Source organism: Candidatus Tisiphia endosymbiont of Ceraclea dissimilis (assembly GCF_964030735.1).
Taxonomy (GTDB): domain Bacteria; phylum Pseudomonadota; class Alphaproteobacteria; order Rickettsiales; family Rickettsiaceae; genus Tisiphia.
On sequence record NZ_OZ034917.1, the window covers coordinates 496215 to 512457 of the forward strand.

A 16243-nucleotide genomic window follows, 5' to 3' on the forward strand; every position below is an offset into this window, starting at 1 on the left:
TATATAGTATAAGATTACTTTTACATAGCTATAATTAGTAACTATTCGGAGAAATTCAATGAAAAAAACAGCTCTATCCGGATGTCAAGTGACTGGGGATCTACATTTAGGGAACTATCTCGGAGCAATTGTTAATTGGTCTAAGATTCAGGATGAGTATAATTGCTTGTTCTTTTTAGCCGATTTACATGCTATTACTATAGATCGCTCACCCATAGAACTAAACTCTTCTATATTACAAACTGTTGCCATATATATAGCAACAGGGCTTGTGCCAGAGAAAACTACCATATTCGCACAAAGTATGGTGAAGGAACATACGGAACTTGCTTGGATATTAAATTGCGTTACCCCACTTGGTTGGCTTAAACGTATGACTCAGTTTAAAGACAAAGCAGGAAAAGACCAGGAAAATGCTGGCTTAGGATTATTGTCTTATCCAGTATTGATGGCAGCTGATATATTATTATATAATGCTGACATAGTACCTGTTGGTGATGATCAAAAACAGCATTTGGAACTTACCAGAGATATTGCGGCTATTATCAATAGGAAATTCAATCAGGATGTCCTAAAATTACCTGAACCATTAATTCAAGGCTCATCAAGAATAATGAGCTTAAAAGACGGTCGTAAAAAAATGAGTAAATCTGATCCATCTGATTTATCTCGTATTAATTTAAATGATAGCCCAGATCAAATTTACCAAAAAATTAAAAAAGCTAAAACAGATCATTTAGCGGAAATCAGTTATGATCCTCAAAATAGACCAGAAATTAGCAATTTAATTGACATTTATTGCAGTTTATCTGGTACTAATGTTGACAAAATAGTTGATCAGTACCAAAATGCCGGTTTTGCCAAATTTAAGGAGGAGCTAGCTGATATTATCATCACGACTCTAACTCCCATTCATGGTAAATATACAGAGTTAATGAAAAACCAAGATTATTTGATAACTACATTATATAACGGAGCGGATAAAGCTAGAATGACCGCTGCTAAAACTCTGATTGAACTCAAGAAATTAATGGGCTTTGTTGTGTAAAAAACCAATTATGATCTACTAATTTCTATATATAGTAAATTCAGGAGGATTTGGTGTTAGGAGCGATGGAGCGAGGCCTATTACTTATACTCGATAATCAAGTTTTTTGCAGAGCTATCTTTAAACGCAAAATTTGTCATTCCCGCGTAGGCGGGAATCTATAATACTTCAGGGCATTTTCAGATACCTACTTTCGTAAGGATAACAACCATTGCCCTATATTTTATTAAAAACACGTTAGCTATACATAAACTTAACGAGTCCTCTCATTCTTATTATGAGCTAGCTTCTTTGTAACAGATAGGACTCTAGGAGTCACTGGAGGTTTTGTAACTTTATATGCTGGAAGCCCCCTACTTCCGCAGTTTTTATTAAGAGAAAGTCGTGCAGACCTTAGTTTGTAAGGGTTGTAGATTTTTAGGCACAACATTATTTGCTTATTTTAGATATATTTCTACCGCATCTGAGCGTTTAAGATTGAAGGTTTTATAAATCTTCCTCGCATCATTTTTCATGTTGCCTGGTAGCCTATACAAATCTCCTGTTGTTGTATGCCTTAAAATTGAAGATTGTACTCCCATTAACAACTCAACTATATTAGTTATACTGATTTTTTGGGTAAGTGCTACTTTATATTCTATTTGTTTAAGCACAGCAAAACTCATATAGCACATACCAATATGTGCTTCAATTCTCTTACTTGTCCAATGAAAAATTGGTCGCATTTGCAAATTATGCTTATTGATTCTAAATTGTTCTTCAATTACCCATAATCTGCCATATTTGCCAATCGCTTCTTTGGCATTAATGCTTTTATCGTTGGTGATTATTCCATGTAAACCATCCCATTCACTATCTTGTTGGATTTTATCTTCATCAAGATAACTTTTATTATTCTCACTTGAAGTATATTTTTTAACTCCACTATTAGAAATAAGCTTTTTAGTACTTCCAGATTCTCCTATAGTTTTTTTGATTTTATCCAAAATATTTTGCCTTTCTTTTGCATCATTCCTCGCTCTCTTGGCTTTATAGCTAGTGATCAAACGTTTGCCCTCATGCTCAAATTCAGCAATCCATGCAAAATCATTGCCTAATACAGTAGGTACATAATTATCTTCCGCTAAAATCTTTTCCTTTAACTCGTTCTTTAGTGACTTTAACTTTGCTGCTACAATATAACGATAACCAGACTCATCAAGAGCCTGTAGATTAGCTTTACTAAACATTGCTCGGTCAGCTATAAAGCATACATCCTTAACTTTTAAAAAACTTTGCCAACTATTAATAGCTTGCAATAGGGTCTTAACTTCGGCGGTATTACCACTAAATAGCTCATAGCCAAGCGGTAATCCATCTTCATTAGTCGCAAGAGCCAGCACTAATTGAGTAGTATTAAAGCGATGGTCTTTACTATAACCAAACGCCCGGAGTTCATCGACTTCTGTTGATTCAAAATATAATGTTGTAACATCAAAAAACACTAAACTCACCTGCTTGTTGGGGATTAGAGCCAAGGTATTTTTAAAGCATAATTCTTTAATTTTAGGTATCTGCTCCTGCAATTTATCCATCATGCGATATATGGCGTCTAAATCATGGTTTTTGTCAAATTGTTCGCTTAAATATTGTGCTAGACCACGCTTGCTATCCGGCTTTACCATACAGGCTAATACCAAATCACGAAGCATCTCAGAATCACGTTTACGTTGCATTAGTTGGTTGAAATCCATTTGATCGTAAACATATCCGCCTACCTCATGCACCCCTTCTACAAGCCGAGCAGTCTCAACTATTTCGTCTAATTTAACTTGATTAACAGGGATAATATCCGATAGTTGCTTTTTGACTGGGCAACCTTTTTTGTTAGCTAAGCAATCATCAGCAAAGAAGCTACCATGACCGGAAGCTGCTGACCGTTCAGCTTTAATCTTTACAATTAAATCCTCTGCTAATGCAACTAATTTGGCTTCTTCTGCATCATCGAAGAATACCCCTAAATGTCGGACAATACGTTGTTTGACATTACCTTTGCTATCTCGGTATCCTTCAACCACTTGTATTGATTGCCTTGGACTATTTGGTGTTTTTTACGACGTATGTACATGTAGATAATTGTAGAATTAATATGTAATAATATATTTATATCATAACAAAAACCAAAGTCAGCAATAAATTACTCGCTAGGCACAACAGACCGCCTGAAAAAATCATTTCTCAGCTCTATGGCTCCTCCATATCCTCTCTTCCCATCTTTCAACATTTTTTTGCGGAAGTCGGGAGGCTGTATAATCACCAATCGTTGATAAAATTTATCGGCAAAGAAAAAATCAAGGTTTGTGATATTTCTCAATCATCCAATCTATAAATGTATTATCAACAGACTGCTTTTTTAGAGCATATTCGTATACTTCTTTGATTAGAGCCGTAAGATTAGCAAATGAAAAGTTTAAATTCTTCTCAACTAACATATTAATGGTTAAATTAGTGGATTTGCTAAAAATTTTCATCTGATCAACAGTTAGCACCTCAGTGCTTACTTCGCTATCAACAACAAGAGCTGCCAAATTAATATCTAAGGCTTTGGCAATTAATTGTAAATTAGTAGCACTAGGATTTTTTGAACTACCATATAAAATGCTATAAACAGTATTTCTGCTTAATCCAGTTTTTTTCTCTATCTCTATAGCATTGATATTTTTTTGAGTCATTAATGAGTTAAGTTTGGTTTGTAAGTTTACCATAAATAAAGCTTTTTTTATAAAATTAATGTTTCTAAATATTAAGGTATTTTTATAAAAAAGTAAACAACTAATAATTAATCCGATTAGTATTTATCTATAGTAAACTTTTGTTTATCTAGATAGATTAATTTTTGCTACTTCAATAATATTTGATTTTGCAACTTGAATAGATCAGAGGTTGCACTTCTTGCCAATTGTAGCATAGCATAAAATTGTTCTTCAGAAAAGGGGGTTTTTTCAGCTGTACTTTGAATTTCTATTATATTTCCATTGTCGGCAAAAACAAAATTGGCATCTACCTCAGCATTACTATCTTCTAGATAATCAAGATCAACTATTGGCTGCCCTTTATATATACCACATGAAATGGCTGCTACTTGGCTAATTAAAGGGTTAGTTTTAATAATCTTCCTAGCAATTAATGCTCTAATTGCTAAATGAAGTGCAATATAGCTACCAGTAATTGCTGCTGTTCTAGTTCCGCCATCAGCATTAATTACATCACAATCAAGGATGATTTGTTTTTCTCCCAAGGCTTTTAGATCAATTGCCGTACGCATCGATCTGCCAATTAGCCTTTGAATCTCCTGAGTCCTACCTGACTGCTTTCCTTGCGTTGATTCACGCTTCATACGCTGGTGAGTTGAACGTGGTAACATACCATATTCAGCACTTATCCAACCTTGATTTTGCCCTCGTAGAAATGGCGGAACATTTGTTTCATAGGTTGCACTACATATTACATGGGTATTGCCAAACTTAACAAGACACGAACCATCAGCACTAAGCAGAACTGAAGGTTCAATTGAAATGTTACGTAATTGATTATTTTTTCTATCAAAAGCTCTCATAGGTTATTACTTAGTTAAAATTGACTTGAAAATACAAAGATTTACACTATATGTTAAGAAAGTAGATTTTTGCAAGAAAAAAGGCTGTAAATATGGAAAAACAACAAGAGAACAATAATAATCAGGAAATTGGTGCTGACACTGATGAGAAACTAATAAATGAAGTAGAAAACCAGCTTTCCGATGATACCATAATGTTACAAGATAGTTTGCAAGAGATTGCTAGTTTAAAAAACCAAATTGAGATTTTGCAGGATAAGTTGCTAAGGACAATAGCCGAATCTGATAATACTAGGAAACGCCTAGAAAAATCAATTGAAGAGGCAAGAGATTATGCAATTTTTTCTTTTGCTAAAGATTTGCTCAGTGTTAATGATAATCTTTCTAGAGCTTTGGAGCATAAGCCACAAAATATGGAAGGGGATATAGCTAATATTATTACTGGAGTAGAGATGACTAAGGGGGAGCTGACTAGTATACTACAAAAACACGGTTTAGAATCAATAGAACCATTATTAGGGGAAAAGTTTGATTACAATATACATCATGCAATTTCACAGATAGTATCAGAGGAATATGATCAGGATAGTGTCATAGCGGTTATGCAATCAGGATATAAGATAAAAGATAGGTTACTTAGACCTGCTATAGTACAAGTATCGAAAAATGGGTGATTTGCTTTGTTGCTACTATACTCACTTTACGCATTCATTGGATTGCTTCGGCGCCACTAAAGTGGTTCCTCGCTAATAGTGTCAGGTTGTTTTTCCTGTGACTTTTAATGCCATACGTAAAGTAAGGTACCGAATCAGGAAATAAAAAAATAAAATATCGCAAAAATAATGAAAACAGCTATTAGTGGAGCATAAAAATCTGCTATATTTATAGATATAACCATTTGTAAAAAATAAATATAGAGTTAGATTTATGTCAAATATTAGTCCTAGGGTTGATATTGCCTTTAAAAAAATCTTCGGAGTTGAAGAGAATAAGGATTTGCTTATTTCGCTGATCAATTCGATTGTATCTAGAGAAGACCAAGTAACAGAAGTACAACTTCTCAATCCATATAATCCAAAAAATTTCAAGAGCGATAAATTGTCAATTTTAGATATTAAAGCTCAAGGAAAAGATGGCAAAAGATTTAATATCGAAATGCAAATTACTGATGCGGATGATTATGACAAAAGAGCTCTATATTATTGGGCAAAGTTATATACTGAGCAATTAAAGAATGCAGAGGATTATGCTACTTTATCGAAAGCCATTGGTATTTACATATTAAACTTTACCTCTATTTTACATGAAAATAAATATCATAATGTGTTTCATATAGTAGAAAAAGATAGTGGTTTGTTATATTTTAAAGATTTAGAATTGCATACTATTGAGCTAAATAAGTTTACTAATAATCCGAAGGAACAGCTGACGGACATAGTAAAGAAGGTAAAAACCTCTCTTGATAGATGGAGTACTTTTTTAACTAGACATGATTTGCTGAACAAAGATAATTTACCTAAAGAGTTAAATGATGCTAGCCTAAAAAAAGCCCTGACAGTTCTGGATGTGATGAATTTCACTAAAGAAGAACGTGATTCATATGAAGAACACCTGAAATGGCTATGTATTGAAGCTAACACTCTCAAGAAAGCACGAAGGGAAGGCAAAGAAGAAGGTAGAGTAGAAGGTAAAGCTGAATTAATAAAAATGATGATAGAAAATGGCAGTTCTATTGAGGAAGTAGCGAAAATAACCAAACTATCTGTCGCTAAGATCACTGAACTACTGCAAACCCTAAATGGCGGACTATCAGATAAGTTATGATTACTAATTAAATAAATATGAGTTAGCCTTCAAAAAAATCTTTGATGTAGACAATCTCCTAGGAGTGATGGAGCAAAGCCTATATGTAATATGCGAGCAACGAGTAACAACGTCACTAATTTCTCATCAATTGACTATGATATAAGGAAAAGCTATAATTTGCAGTAATTGATAAAAGAAAAGGAACCATCTTGGATAAAACTATTTTTTGGGTTATTGTTGTTGGCACTATTATAGTAACTTTGACTCTGATCTCTAATATATTGATGCCATTTTTTATAGCTGGAATAATATCATATATATTACAGCCTATAATTGATAATCTGTCGTTACGATATAAATTATCTAGAACTATAGTGGTTTCAGTAATTTCCTTTCTATTTTTTAGCATTTTTGCTATAGTAATGGTAGTGTTGCTGCCTATCATATATCAACAAACAACTTTGCTAATTAGTAAAATTCCAGCTTATAAAGATTATTTACAAACTGAATTAATACCTGTTATTACGGCAAAATTTTATTCAATAGCTCCAGATATTGCTGATAATATAAAAAATTCTATTAGTAACTTTGTTAATGGTATATTTTTGTTGATCACAGGGCTTGCTAATAATATTTGGCATGTTACTATGGTAACAATCAATTTATTTGTATTGATTTTATTAATACCACTTATATTATTTTATTTTTTACGAGATTGGTTAACAATGTCAGAAAATATAAACCTTTTACTACCTTTGAAAGGTAAAAAGAAAATTCTAAAAATATTATCAGCCATTAATACTTCCCTGTCTGCTTATATAAGGGGACAGCTAAATGTTTGTTTATTATTATCAATATATTACGGAGCTTCTTTGTCGATTCTTGGTGTAGATTTAGGATTATTGTTAGGGGTTTTGTCTGGTTTTTCAATAATTATACCATTTGTTGGCATCTTAATATCCTTTTCGCTTACCATGATTGTTAGTTATTTTGCTTTTGGTATGGTCAGTACATTATTTTATATAATCATTATTTATTTGGTTGGCACAATAGTTGAAGGATATATTTTATCACCGAAAATTATAGGTGATAAGATCGGTCTACATCCCCTTTGGATAATATTTGCAGTTCTTGCATTAGGTAATATATTTGGTTTCTTGGGTATATTATTTGCTATACCAATTGCCAGTATAATAAAAGTTTTGTTTTTAGCTGCTATCGATTTTTATAAATCTAGTAAGTTTTATAAGAGTTAAAGATTATCTATTAATTATGCGAGATTCCCAGCAATATATATTACCATTATTTGGTAATGATCGATATATTCTAGATAATTTTATTAATTCACCTTCTAATCAAATCGCATACAATTCAATAAAAAATTGGTCGAGAATTTGGGGCAGTAAACCCTATGAGTTTACAATTTTGCTTTATGGACCTCCTTCCTCTGGTAAAACATATCTTAGTAAAATATGGCAAAATTTGTCGAATGCATTTTTTATAAAAAAAGATTCAGATATACTTAGTGCAGAGCATGTTATGAAGTATAATGCTTTTATTATGGAAGATATAGAATTTTGGCAGGAAAGAAATATCCTCCATTGTTTTAATTTAATAAGTGAGTGTCGTAAATATTTGTTGATGACTACAGGAAGTTTAGCTAATAATTTTGCATTACAGGATTTATCATCAAGAATCAATTCTGTTCTAAGGTTAGAAATAAATCAGCCAGATGATGAATTGATGAGCAAATTAATCTTTAAATATTTTTCCGATCAGTCGGTTAAGGTATCTGACTGTGTAATTGAATATTTATTAATTAATTTACCACGACAATTTGATCAAATAATCAAATTATTGGATGTAATAATGCACTATGCATTAGTTCGTAAGCAAGCTGTTACCATCTCTCTCATCAAACATGTACTTAAATAGGAAGTTGGGGTACTCAAATGATTTAAAGAATTGTTTTTTTGAAAATATCAGGGACTCGCATACCATAGCACTATACAATTTTGTGAAAATACTAAAGGTTGTTTGTTGATTATATGAATATGTAAATTTATTAGCTAGGCTAGCTTGTTTGTGTTATGATTTACTTAATAAAGTTTATAATATATTCTTAATATGACAGTAGAATTTTTTGATAATATATCAACCAAAGAAACTAATATTGTTAAAGATAACAATAAGCCACCAAGAATGAGGGTAGGTACCGATGAATTCTATGACCTGCTAGTTAATAGTGATGTCTTTGTTGATAAAAGCTTAATGATCAAAGAATTATTGGAAGATAGTGGTAAGGTTATATTGATCACCAGACCAAGGCGGTGGGGTAAGAGCTTGAATATGAACATGCTCCATAAATTCTTTGAAATAGAGGTGGATGAGAGAGGTAAGCCTTTACCTGAAGAGGATAGAGTAAATAGTAAGCTATTTATCGGGGGTGAAGTAGATTTAGGACTAGTAACAGGTAGAAAGAAGTTACTTAAGAAGTTGAAAATAGCTCAGTACTCAGATGTAATATCTGAGCATCAAGGTCAATTTCCAGTCATCTCTATAAATTTTAAAGATGTTAAAGGCAGTAACTACCAGGAAATTGAGAATGGAATAAAAAATCAAGTAACTAATTTGTTTACAAACCATCGATATTTAAAGCGTTATATAACAACAGATGAAAAATTACTAGATGAGGCACAAAAGGAAAAGTTAAATCGATATTTTACAGGAAAGCTTGATAAGGAAGACTTAAAAGATAGTTTACGGGTTTTGAGTGAAGTATTGTACAAACATTTTGGTCAAAAAGTTTACATATTAATTGATGAATATGACACACCGATCAATAGTTCATACATTGAATTTGGTGATAAATTAAAAGAATTTGATGATGTACTAAAAATATTCCGTGGGATGTTTGGCAGTAGTTTAAAAACTAATCCTTATTTAGAAAAAGGCGTAATAACTGGCATATTACGGGTTGCTAAAGCTAATTTATTTTCGGATTTGAATAATGTTAGTGAGTATAGCTTGCTTGATGAAAAATATTCTAAGTTCTATGGTTTTACTCAAGCAGAAGTTGATGAGTTATTAACCAAAGTACCAACAGCAACTAATCCTGAAAAAATTAAAGCTTGGTATAATGGCTATAGTTTTGGTGGGGAGATCATTTATAATCCATGGTCGATTATGCAATGTTTGGCTCATAAAGGCAAGCTTGATCATTATTGGCTTGATAGTGGGGGGACGGCTCTTGTTGATAAAGCATTATTGTCAGATGGAATGCAACAAGATATTCAGCTACTCGCTAGTGGCAAAAATATTATCTCCCCTATTACCAGACAAATTAGTTTCAGTGATATTAACACACGGTCAGGGCTATTTAGTCTATTACTATTTAGTGGTTATTTAAACCCAATGGTAATCGAGTCAGAAGAGGATATTTATCAATTATCTGCTCCTAATAAAGAGGTAAAACACATATATAATGCAAGATTATTGCAGTGGGTGAGCAACAAGTTACAAATGGATAGTTCTTTATATTATTCATTTGCTAGTTTGCTGCCGGCAGGTAAAATAGAAGAATTTAAAGAAAGGCTGCAAGAATTATTACTAAACGCTACTAGTTTTCATCAAACTGGCGAGAAAAAAGCCGAGCTATTTTATAGTGGCTTTATGCTAGGTTTAATTAACACGTTATCTCTTGGCTATATAATAGACAGTGAAAGAGAAACCGGTAGCGGTAGGGCGGATATTGTGCTACTACCCAAGATAGGTAAAGGTGACAATGCTATTATTATTGAATATAAAATATGTAAATCTCCTGATATTTTAGAATCTGTTGCCAAAGAAGGGTTAGATCAAATCGTGAGAAAAAAATATGAGGCTAAAATAAAAGAACACTCTCATGTTCAGAAAATTATCAAAATTGCTATGGCTTTTTGCGGCAAGGAAGTGGCACTAGAATATCAGATAGATACGATTGCTTAAAGCTTAGTTTAATGTCTTATAGACCAATCACCCAACGCAAAAACCTTTACTTATCGCTGTATTATTGCATAGTATAGTCAATTGAGGAGAAGTTGGTGACGTCGTCGCTCAATACTCGCCTATTACTTATCACACTACTGGACAAAAATGCTAAGTTGATTGTAAATCATATAATTTAAGCAATTTTATAATAACTATCCCAAATGATAAGCCACCGCTTTCAGCGTTGGAATCATAGTGTTTGACATATACTAAAGATATCCCTAAATGATTTTGCTCTCTCTAAAATATTCTATTTGCTAGCCTTTTCAACCCTTGATACATTTTTGTCCAGTAGTGTGATTACTTATAGGCGTCGCTCCATCGTTCCTGCTACCCAATTCCCCTGAATTGACTATACTATAATGTAAAATTTTTAGTTATATCATCATATCTCTTCAATCTAGATAATATAGGTTCTAAATCAGACAGCTTAATCATACAAGGTCCATCACTTGGAGCATTATCTGGCTCTTGATGAACTTCCATAAAAACACCAGCGACTCCAACGCTAACAGCTGCTCTTGCCAGTATTTCAACATATTTCCTCTCGCCACTACTACTATTGCCTATACCACCTGGCTGCTGAACCGAATGGGTTGCATCGAAAATTACTGGAGCCCCAGTTTCTGCCATAATTGGCAAACTACGCATATCTGATACTAATGTGTTGTAACCAAAACATACTCCCCGCTCGGTAAGCATGATATTCTTAGCCCCAAAGCTTTCCAGCTTAGCATGGACATTCTTCATATCCCAAGGAGCAAGAAATTGTCCTTTTTTCACATTAACCACCTTATTGGTCAGTGCGGCAACCCGCAATAAATCTGTTTGTCTACATAAAAAAGCGGGAATTTGGATTATATCAACAATTTCAGCAACCCTAGCACATTGACCCTCTGTATGAACATCGGTAAGAATGTGACAATTAAAGGTTGATTTTACCTTATACAAAATTTCTAGCCCTTTGTCAAGTCCACTACCACGAAGACCATTAATTGAAGTTCTATTTGCTTTGTCAAATGATGATTTGTAAATAAATGGTATGTTAAGTTTAGCCGTAAGAGTCACAAGCTTGTCTGCCATAAATAGTGCATGATCTAGAGTTTCTATTTGGCATGGGCCAGCAATCAAAATAAATGGTAGAGCATTGCCAATTTTGATATTATGTAAGTCAATTATTTTTTGCATAAGTACATTGGCTCCTTAAATTCTATTTCGCAATAGGCAAGCTAGATTCTTGTTGCTTATCATCAACTTGCTCTATTTTCTTAATTATTCCCGAATTCTTCTTAGAAGACAGATTAGCCAGAATAACAGCGTTAATCATAAATAACGTGGCAAGTACTACCGTAGTTCTAGTCAAGAAATTAACCACCGTCCGACCTGCAACAACACCCATAGTCCCATTACCACCACCAATACCACTTAATCCATCACTACCAGTCTTTTGCATCAAAATTACAATAATTAGCAATATTGCTATCACAATATGAACAAAAAGTAATATATTTATCATTTTTTAAAAACCCTATAATTTAACATTTGAACTAGCATTTGATAATCAAGTGAGGATTTGCCAACCATAACCCCATCAATATTCTGTATACTTAATATCTTTTCTATATTATCTAAATTTACAGATCCACCATATACTAAGCTGATATTATTTGCAACTTGCCTTTGCTTGAGATAATAATTAAGAGCATCAAATATTTCTGTTAATTGTTCTTGTCCAGGAGTAATTCCTGTTCCTATAGCCCAAATTGGTTCATATGCTACTATTAAATTTTGTTCACCTACTATATTTGGTAAAGATTCCTCTAACTGCTTTAATAAAAAATCTTTATAATTATTGTTTTGTCGTATAGCTAAATCCTCTCCAATACAAATAATAGGGGTGACTTGAGACTCCAAACAATTTTCTGCTTTTTGTCTTATTAATGCATTAGATTCTTGTAAGAAATTTCTTCGTTCACTATGACCAACAATAGAATAATTAATTTTACTCAGTTTTAATAGTAAGCTAGAATATTCTCCAGTGTAACTCCCCTGCCCTACAAATCGACTGACATTTTGTCCACAAAACTCTAAAAATTTGAATTTGTCAGATAGATAAGCAAGATAAGGAACAGGAGGAGCTATAATAAGCTGATTATTATACTGTTGTTCTGTAAGCTTAGTACAAAATTTAAATGCCTCATCTAAGCTCATATGCATTTTCCAATTAACAATAATAAGTTTTTTCATAAAAATTACTTGCAGATATTAGTGGACGAACTATTTTAGTGTATTATAAACACTTAAAGAAGAAAAATTTTATATTTATGTTAAATAATATTAGAAACGCTGCTGATAGTTTTGTAATGCGTATTCTACTTGGCGTAATTGCCTTCGCCTTTGTTGGATGGGGAATTAAAGATGTATTACATACTAGCAATAATTTTGATTTGATTACCTTTTCTGATGCAAATAATATTAGCCAAGAAGATTTTCTAAAAGAAAAAGCCGAACAAATTCGGGCTATTCAAAGACAAAGTGGCACAAATCTTAGTGAAGAAGATATAAAACAGTTAAATATTGATAATTTTATTATTAAAAAACTTATCAATAACCGTATTATCAACTATTTAGTTAGCTATTATAATTTAGATTTAACTGATGATACTGTGATCGAGTTAATTAAGGAAAATCCTAATTTTAAGAATGAACAAGGTCTATTTGACATAGAGCGATTTAAAGGTTTTTTAAAAAATTCTTACATTAATGAAGAAGATTATTTGTCTGACATTAAAGAACATACTTTAAAGAATCTTCTAATTAGTATTTTTATAGAATCATTTCCTACACCAAAGATAATGGTCAAAAATATTGTAGATTACATAGCTGAAACAAGAGATGTAGAACTTGTACAAATTGATCTACGACGTCAATCTAAAGACTTAGTAATAACTCCTCCAACCATATCGCAGTTAGAAGATTTATACCAAAACAACCTAACATTGTTTGAAGTACCGGAAAAACGTAATTTGTCTTATGTAAAAATATCAAGTGAAATGTTATGCCAAAAAATTCATAATAATGATAAGGAGTTATTAAATTTTTATCAGGACAACAAAGAAGAATTTGCTAATAAAAAGTTTAGCGAGGTCAAAAAACAAGTTAATGAATTACTGCAACAACAAAAAGCAGAAGAATTGAAACTATTAATGATTAAAAATCTAGAAGATGACGTTGCATCTGGCTCAAGTTTAACAGAAATTGCTGGGAAATATGAATTACCCATACAAAATTTAGAGTCTATAAGTTATCGGGATTTAGCGGTTAATAAAATTGATATTGCCCAAAATGCAGACAGTATTTTCGATCTTGCAGAAGGGGAATTATCATATCCAATAGAATTAACTGAAAAAGGAGCTTTTATATTGGTTGAGATTAAGTCTATTCAACCAAGCAAAGTGCAAGAATTCTCGGTAGTTAAAGAGCAAGTGCAAAAACTATGGGATGACCAATATTTAAAAGGTCTAAATTTAAAAACCATAGAAACTATTGCTAAAGAGTACACCCCAACTAAGAATAAAGAATTTTTGAAAATTATTACTAGCCAATCTACAGCTTTTTCTAGGTCGGAAATTCATAATAATCATCAGCTACCAGCAGAATTATTATCAGCAATTTTCCGGACTAATATTGGCTCCAATACTCCAGTTTTTCAGTCAAAAGATAAGGCGTATTTTGCTTATATAAAATCAAGGAAAATTGATAAGAAAAAAAACCAGGAAATTCAGAAAAAAAATGAGAAGGATATTGCAAGAACCATACAAAACAATGTTATTGATGAGATGATTAGCTATGCTATCAAGAAAAACAAAATGAAACAAATGGGGTCGTGAACTATGCAATAATGAAGATAGATATTTTTGCTTAGGTAAAAAACATATTTTAACTGTTCTATTTACCACTAGAAGGCTGCCTGCAATAACTAATTAATTAGTTATCGTAGGCAGCCTCCTAGCCCCAATTTTTGCTGAATTTACTATATATATGAAAATAATTGATTGCCTAACCATTGCTGTCCTCTAATTGACAGTAGGGGATAAACTTGTTGTTTAATTTTTTGATAATATTGTTTTATATAACGTATTTCATCTTCATTTAGCATTTTATAATCTATTAACTCCTTTGCATAAGGAACCATGGTAAGAGTATCAAACTCTAAATAATTTACATCCTGTAAGCTATTTCTGATATACATCAAATTTTCTATTCTAATACCAAATTCGTTGATTTTATAGTAACCAGGCTCATTAGACACAATCATACCTGGTTGTAAAATCACGTTACTACGTAAATTAATATTTTGTGGTCCTTCATGGACATTTAAAAAGCTACCAACCCCATGACCTGTACCATGCGGATAATCTTGCCCATCCCTCCACAAAAATTGTCGAGCTAATACATCTAAATGGCTTCCTGTAGTAATATTGACCGGAAACTTAATCATCGATAGAGCAATATGTCCCTTAAGAACTTGAGTATAACGTAATTTTTGCTCCTCGGTAGGGTCACCTATAGCAAAGGTTCTGGTTACATCAGTAGTACAGCCTTTATATTGTCCACCAGAATCAATTAATAATATACCTTTACCTAAGATTTTTTTTGCTTGATGGCTTGTTGCTCGGTAATGAATTATCGCACCATTTTCCTTAAAACCACATATAGTTGGGAAACTATTCGTAACATATTGATCTTGCTTAGATCTAAATTCGGTTAATATTTCTCCTAAATCATACTCAGTTTGATCTTGTAAATTTGGTAGCTCAAACAAATATGCCAAGAATTCACATAGTGCCACCGCGTCATTAATATGAAAATTAACTGCGTGTTTAATCTCAATATCATTCTTAATTGCTTTCGATAGTTGACAAGGGTCGTTAATTTTTTCTACTAGTTTATTATTGAGCAAATCCATAATGTAACTTGAGGCAAAATTTTCATCAACGAGAACCTTATTAGCCTGACCCAATATACCGGCAAATCTTTCTTCCGATAAAATAGTTATGTCAGGGCGAGCAATCATAATTTCTTGATTAGCTCTATTCGGGTTAGTAAATAAATATAGTTGGTCTTGAGTGATTAGAACTATAGCGAGCATCAATGGTGAATATGGAGTGTCACTTGCTCTGAGATTTAATAGCCAGCATATTGAATCTGTTGAAGTAACAATCATCGCATCGGCGGAATATTTAGTTAGTAGATTGCGGCATATGGCAATTTTATTACTATATGATTGACCAGAAAATTTATCATCATGAATATATATTTTTGATGATGGCTGATCAGGTTTATCATACCAAATTTGGTCTATCAAATTATCAGATATCTTCTGTAAACGGGATCTTATTTTAGCAAATGTTTGTAACTTAACATTAGTAAAGAGTTTCGAATCATATCCCAATATACCATCATTACCTAAATAGTCATCCCAAGGAAAATGTGCTAAATCTTTAATATCAAAAATCTTAAAAATTTCTTGATCTAGTTCATGTTTACTTTGTTCTAGATAACGACCATCTGTAAAAAATACCGCCTTACCTTTGCAGATCACCGCAATACCATTTGATCCGCTAAAGTTAGTTATATATTGCAGTCGCTTAGCACTTTGATGAACATACTCATTAAGATATTGATCGTTACATGGTACTATATAGCCATCTATTTTATACTTAGCAAATAGTCCTCTAATATTACGGTTACGTTCTTGCATC

At 32.4% G+C, this 16243-nt stretch carries 13 protein-coding genes and 1 pseudogene; 7 read left to right on the forward strand and 7 right to left on the reverse strand.

Annotation, left to right across the window (positions count from 1 at the left end; genetic code table 11):
• The first annotated feature begins 58 nt into the window (after window positions 1-58).
• The gene (trpS, locus tag ACQH1V_RS02335) at window positions 59-1048 is read left to right on the forward strand and encodes a tryptophan--tRNA ligase (RefSeq protein WP_094649477.1); all 990 of its coding nucleotides are present in this window, start codon (window positions 59-61) and stop codon (window positions 1046-1048) included.
• Window positions 1049-1485: 437 nt separating this feature from the next.
• Here the strand turns inward: trpS and ACQH1V_RS02340 are convergent.
• The 3 genes and pseudogenes from ACQH1V_RS02340 to rph form a co-directional block, all read right to left on the reverse strand.
• A pseudogene (locus ACQH1V_RS02340) lies at window positions 1486-3155 on the reverse strand (IS1634 family transposase).
• 223 nt (window positions 3156-3378) lie between these two features.
• The gene (locus ACQH1V_RS02345; RefSeq protein ID WP_094648768.1) at window positions 3379-3792 is read right to left on the reverse strand and encodes a helix-turn-helix domain-containing protein; all 414 of its coding nucleotides are present in this window, start codon (window positions 3790-3792) and stop codon (window positions 3379-3381) included.
• A 134-nt stretch (window positions 3793-3926) separates the two neighbouring features.
• Window positions 3927-4643: a ribonuclease PH gene (gene rph, locus ACQH1V_RS02350; RefSeq protein ID WP_425360680.1), complete on the reverse strand. Its 717-nt coding sequence runs from the start codon at window positions 4641-4643 to the stop codon at window positions 3927-3929.
• Between the two features lie 92 nt (window positions 4644-4735).
• Between rph and grpE the strand changes: the two genes are divergently transcribed.
• The 5 genes from grpE to ACQH1V_RS02375 all read left to right on the forward strand — a co-directional run bounded on the left by grpE (window position 4736) and on the right by ACQH1V_RS02375 (window position 10436).
• A complete protein-coding gene (gene grpE, locus ACQH1V_RS02355) occupies window positions 4736-5317 on the forward strand; it encodes a nucleotide exchange factor GrpE (protein WP_425360681.1) in 582 nt (193 codons plus the stop codon).
• A gap of 253 nt (window positions 5318-5570) precedes the next feature.
• The gene (locus ACQH1V_RS02360) at window positions 5571-6467 is read left to right on the forward strand and encodes an Rpn family recombination-promoting nuclease/putative transposase (RefSeq protein ID WP_425360682.1); all 897 of its coding nucleotides are present in this window, start codon (window positions 5571-5573) and stop codon (window positions 6465-6467) included.
• Between the two features lie 191 nt (window positions 6468-6658).
• The gene (locus ACQH1V_RS02365) at window positions 6659-7705 is read left to right on the forward strand and encodes an AI-2E family transporter (protein ID WP_425360683.1); all 1047 of its coding nucleotides are present in this window, start codon (window positions 6659-6661) and stop codon (window positions 7703-7705) included.
• A 16-nt stretch (window positions 7706-7721) separates the two neighbouring features.
• Window positions 7722-8384, forward strand: coding sequence for an HdaA/DnaA family protein (locus tag ACQH1V_RS02370; protein WP_425360684.1), 663 nt, complete (start codon window positions 7722-7724; stop codon window positions 8382-8384).
• Window positions 8385-8576: 192 nt separating this feature from the next.
• Window positions 8577-10436 (forward strand): AAA family ATPase, encoded by a 1860-nt coding sequence (locus ACQH1V_RS02375; RefSeq protein WP_425360685.1) that lies wholly within the window; start codon window positions 8577-8579, stop codon window positions 10434-10436.
• A gap of 399 nt (window positions 10437-10835) precedes the next feature.
• On the opposite strand, the gene kdsA is transcribed toward ACQH1V_RS02375, so the two are convergent.
• From kdsA to ACQH1V_RS02390, 3 genes are read right to left on the reverse strand one after another with little or no spacing between them, the layout of a single operon-like run.
• The gene (gene kdsA, locus ACQH1V_RS02380; protein ID WP_425360686.1) at window positions 10836-11666 is read right to left on the reverse strand and encodes a 3-deoxy-8-phosphooctulonate synthase; all 831 of its coding nucleotides are present in this window, start codon (window positions 11664-11666) and stop codon (window positions 10836-10838) included.
• Between the two features lie 22 nt (window positions 11667-11688).
• Window positions 11689-11994, reverse strand: a complete 306-nt coding sequence (secG, locus tag ACQH1V_RS02385) for a preprotein translocase subunit SecG (RefSeq protein WP_094648920.1) — start codon at window positions 11992-11994, stop codon at window positions 11689-11691.
• A complete protein-coding gene (locus ACQH1V_RS02390) occupies window positions 11991-12725 on the reverse strand; it encodes a triose-phosphate isomerase (protein WP_094648919.1) in 735 nt (244 codons plus the stop codon). The genes secG and ACQH1V_RS02390 overlap by 4 nt, the downstream gene beginning before the upstream one ends.
• Window positions 12726-12802: 77 nt before the next feature.
• On the opposite strand from ACQH1V_RS02390, the gene ACQH1V_RS02395 reads away from it, so the two are divergent.
• Window positions 12803-14368, forward strand: coding sequence for a SurA N-terminal domain-containing protein (locus ACQH1V_RS02395; protein ID WP_425360687.1), 1566 nt, complete (start codon window positions 12803-12805; stop codon window positions 14366-14368).
• 143 nt (window positions 14369-14511) lie between these two features.
• Here the strand turns inward: ACQH1V_RS02395 and ACQH1V_RS02400 are convergent, their stop codons facing one another.
• The gene (locus ACQH1V_RS02400) at window positions 14512-16242 is read right to left on the reverse strand and encodes a M24 family metallopeptidase (RefSeq protein ID WP_425360688.1); all 1731 of its coding nucleotides are present in this window, start codon (window positions 16240-16242) and stop codon (window positions 14512-14514) included.
• Window position 16243 lies beyond the last annotated feature (1 nt).

What these genes read in the sequence shown, in the direction of transcription:
- trpS (WP_094649477.1), top strand. Translation starts at nt 59, where the DNA reads ATGAAAAAAACAGCTCTATCCGGATGTCAAGTGACTGGGGATCTACAT.
- ACQH1V_RS02345 (WP_094648768.1), bottom strand. Translation starts at nt 3,792, where the DNA reads ATGGTAAACTTACAAACCAAACTTAACTCATTAATGACTCAAAAAAAT.
- rph (WP_425360680.1), bottom strand. Translation starts at nt 4,643, where the DNA reads ATGAGAGCTTTTGATAGAAAAAATAATCAATTACGTAACATTTCAATT.
- grpE (WP_425360681.1), top strand. Translation starts at nt 4,736, where the DNA reads ATGGAAAAACAACAAGAGAACAATAATAATCAGGAAATTGGTGCTGAC.
- ACQH1V_RS02360 (WP_425360682.1), top strand. Translation starts at nt 5,571, where the DNA reads ATGTCAAATATTAGTCCTAGGGTTGATATTGCCTTTAAAAAAATCTTC.
- ACQH1V_RS02370 (WP_425360684.1), top strand. Translation starts at nt 7,722, where the DNA reads ATGCGAGATTCCCAGCAATATATATTACCATTATTTGGTAATGATCGA.
- ACQH1V_RS02375 (WP_425360685.1), top strand. Translation starts at nt 8,577, where the DNA reads ATGACAGTAGAATTTTTTGATAATATATCAACCAAAGAAACTAATATT.
- kdsA (WP_425360686.1), bottom strand. Translation starts at nt 11,666, where the DNA reads ATGCAAAAAATAATTGACTTACATAATATCAAAATTGGCAATGCTCTA.
- secG (WP_094648920.1), bottom strand. Translation starts at nt 11,994, where the DNA reads ATGATAAATATATTACTTTTTGTTCATATTGTGATAGCAATATTGCTA.
- ACQH1V_RS02390 (WP_094648919.1), bottom strand. Translation starts at nt 12,725, where the DNA reads ATGAAAAAACTTATTATTGTTAATTGGAAAATGCATATGAGCTTAGAT.
- ACQH1V_RS02395 (WP_425360687.1), top strand. Translation starts at nt 12,803, where the DNA reads ATGTTAAATAATATTAGAAACGCTGCTGATAGTTTTGTAATGCGTATT.
- ACQH1V_RS02400 (WP_425360688.1), bottom strand. Translation starts at nt 16,242, where the DNA reads ATGCAAGAACGTAACCGTAATATTAGAGGACTATTTGCTAAGTATAAA.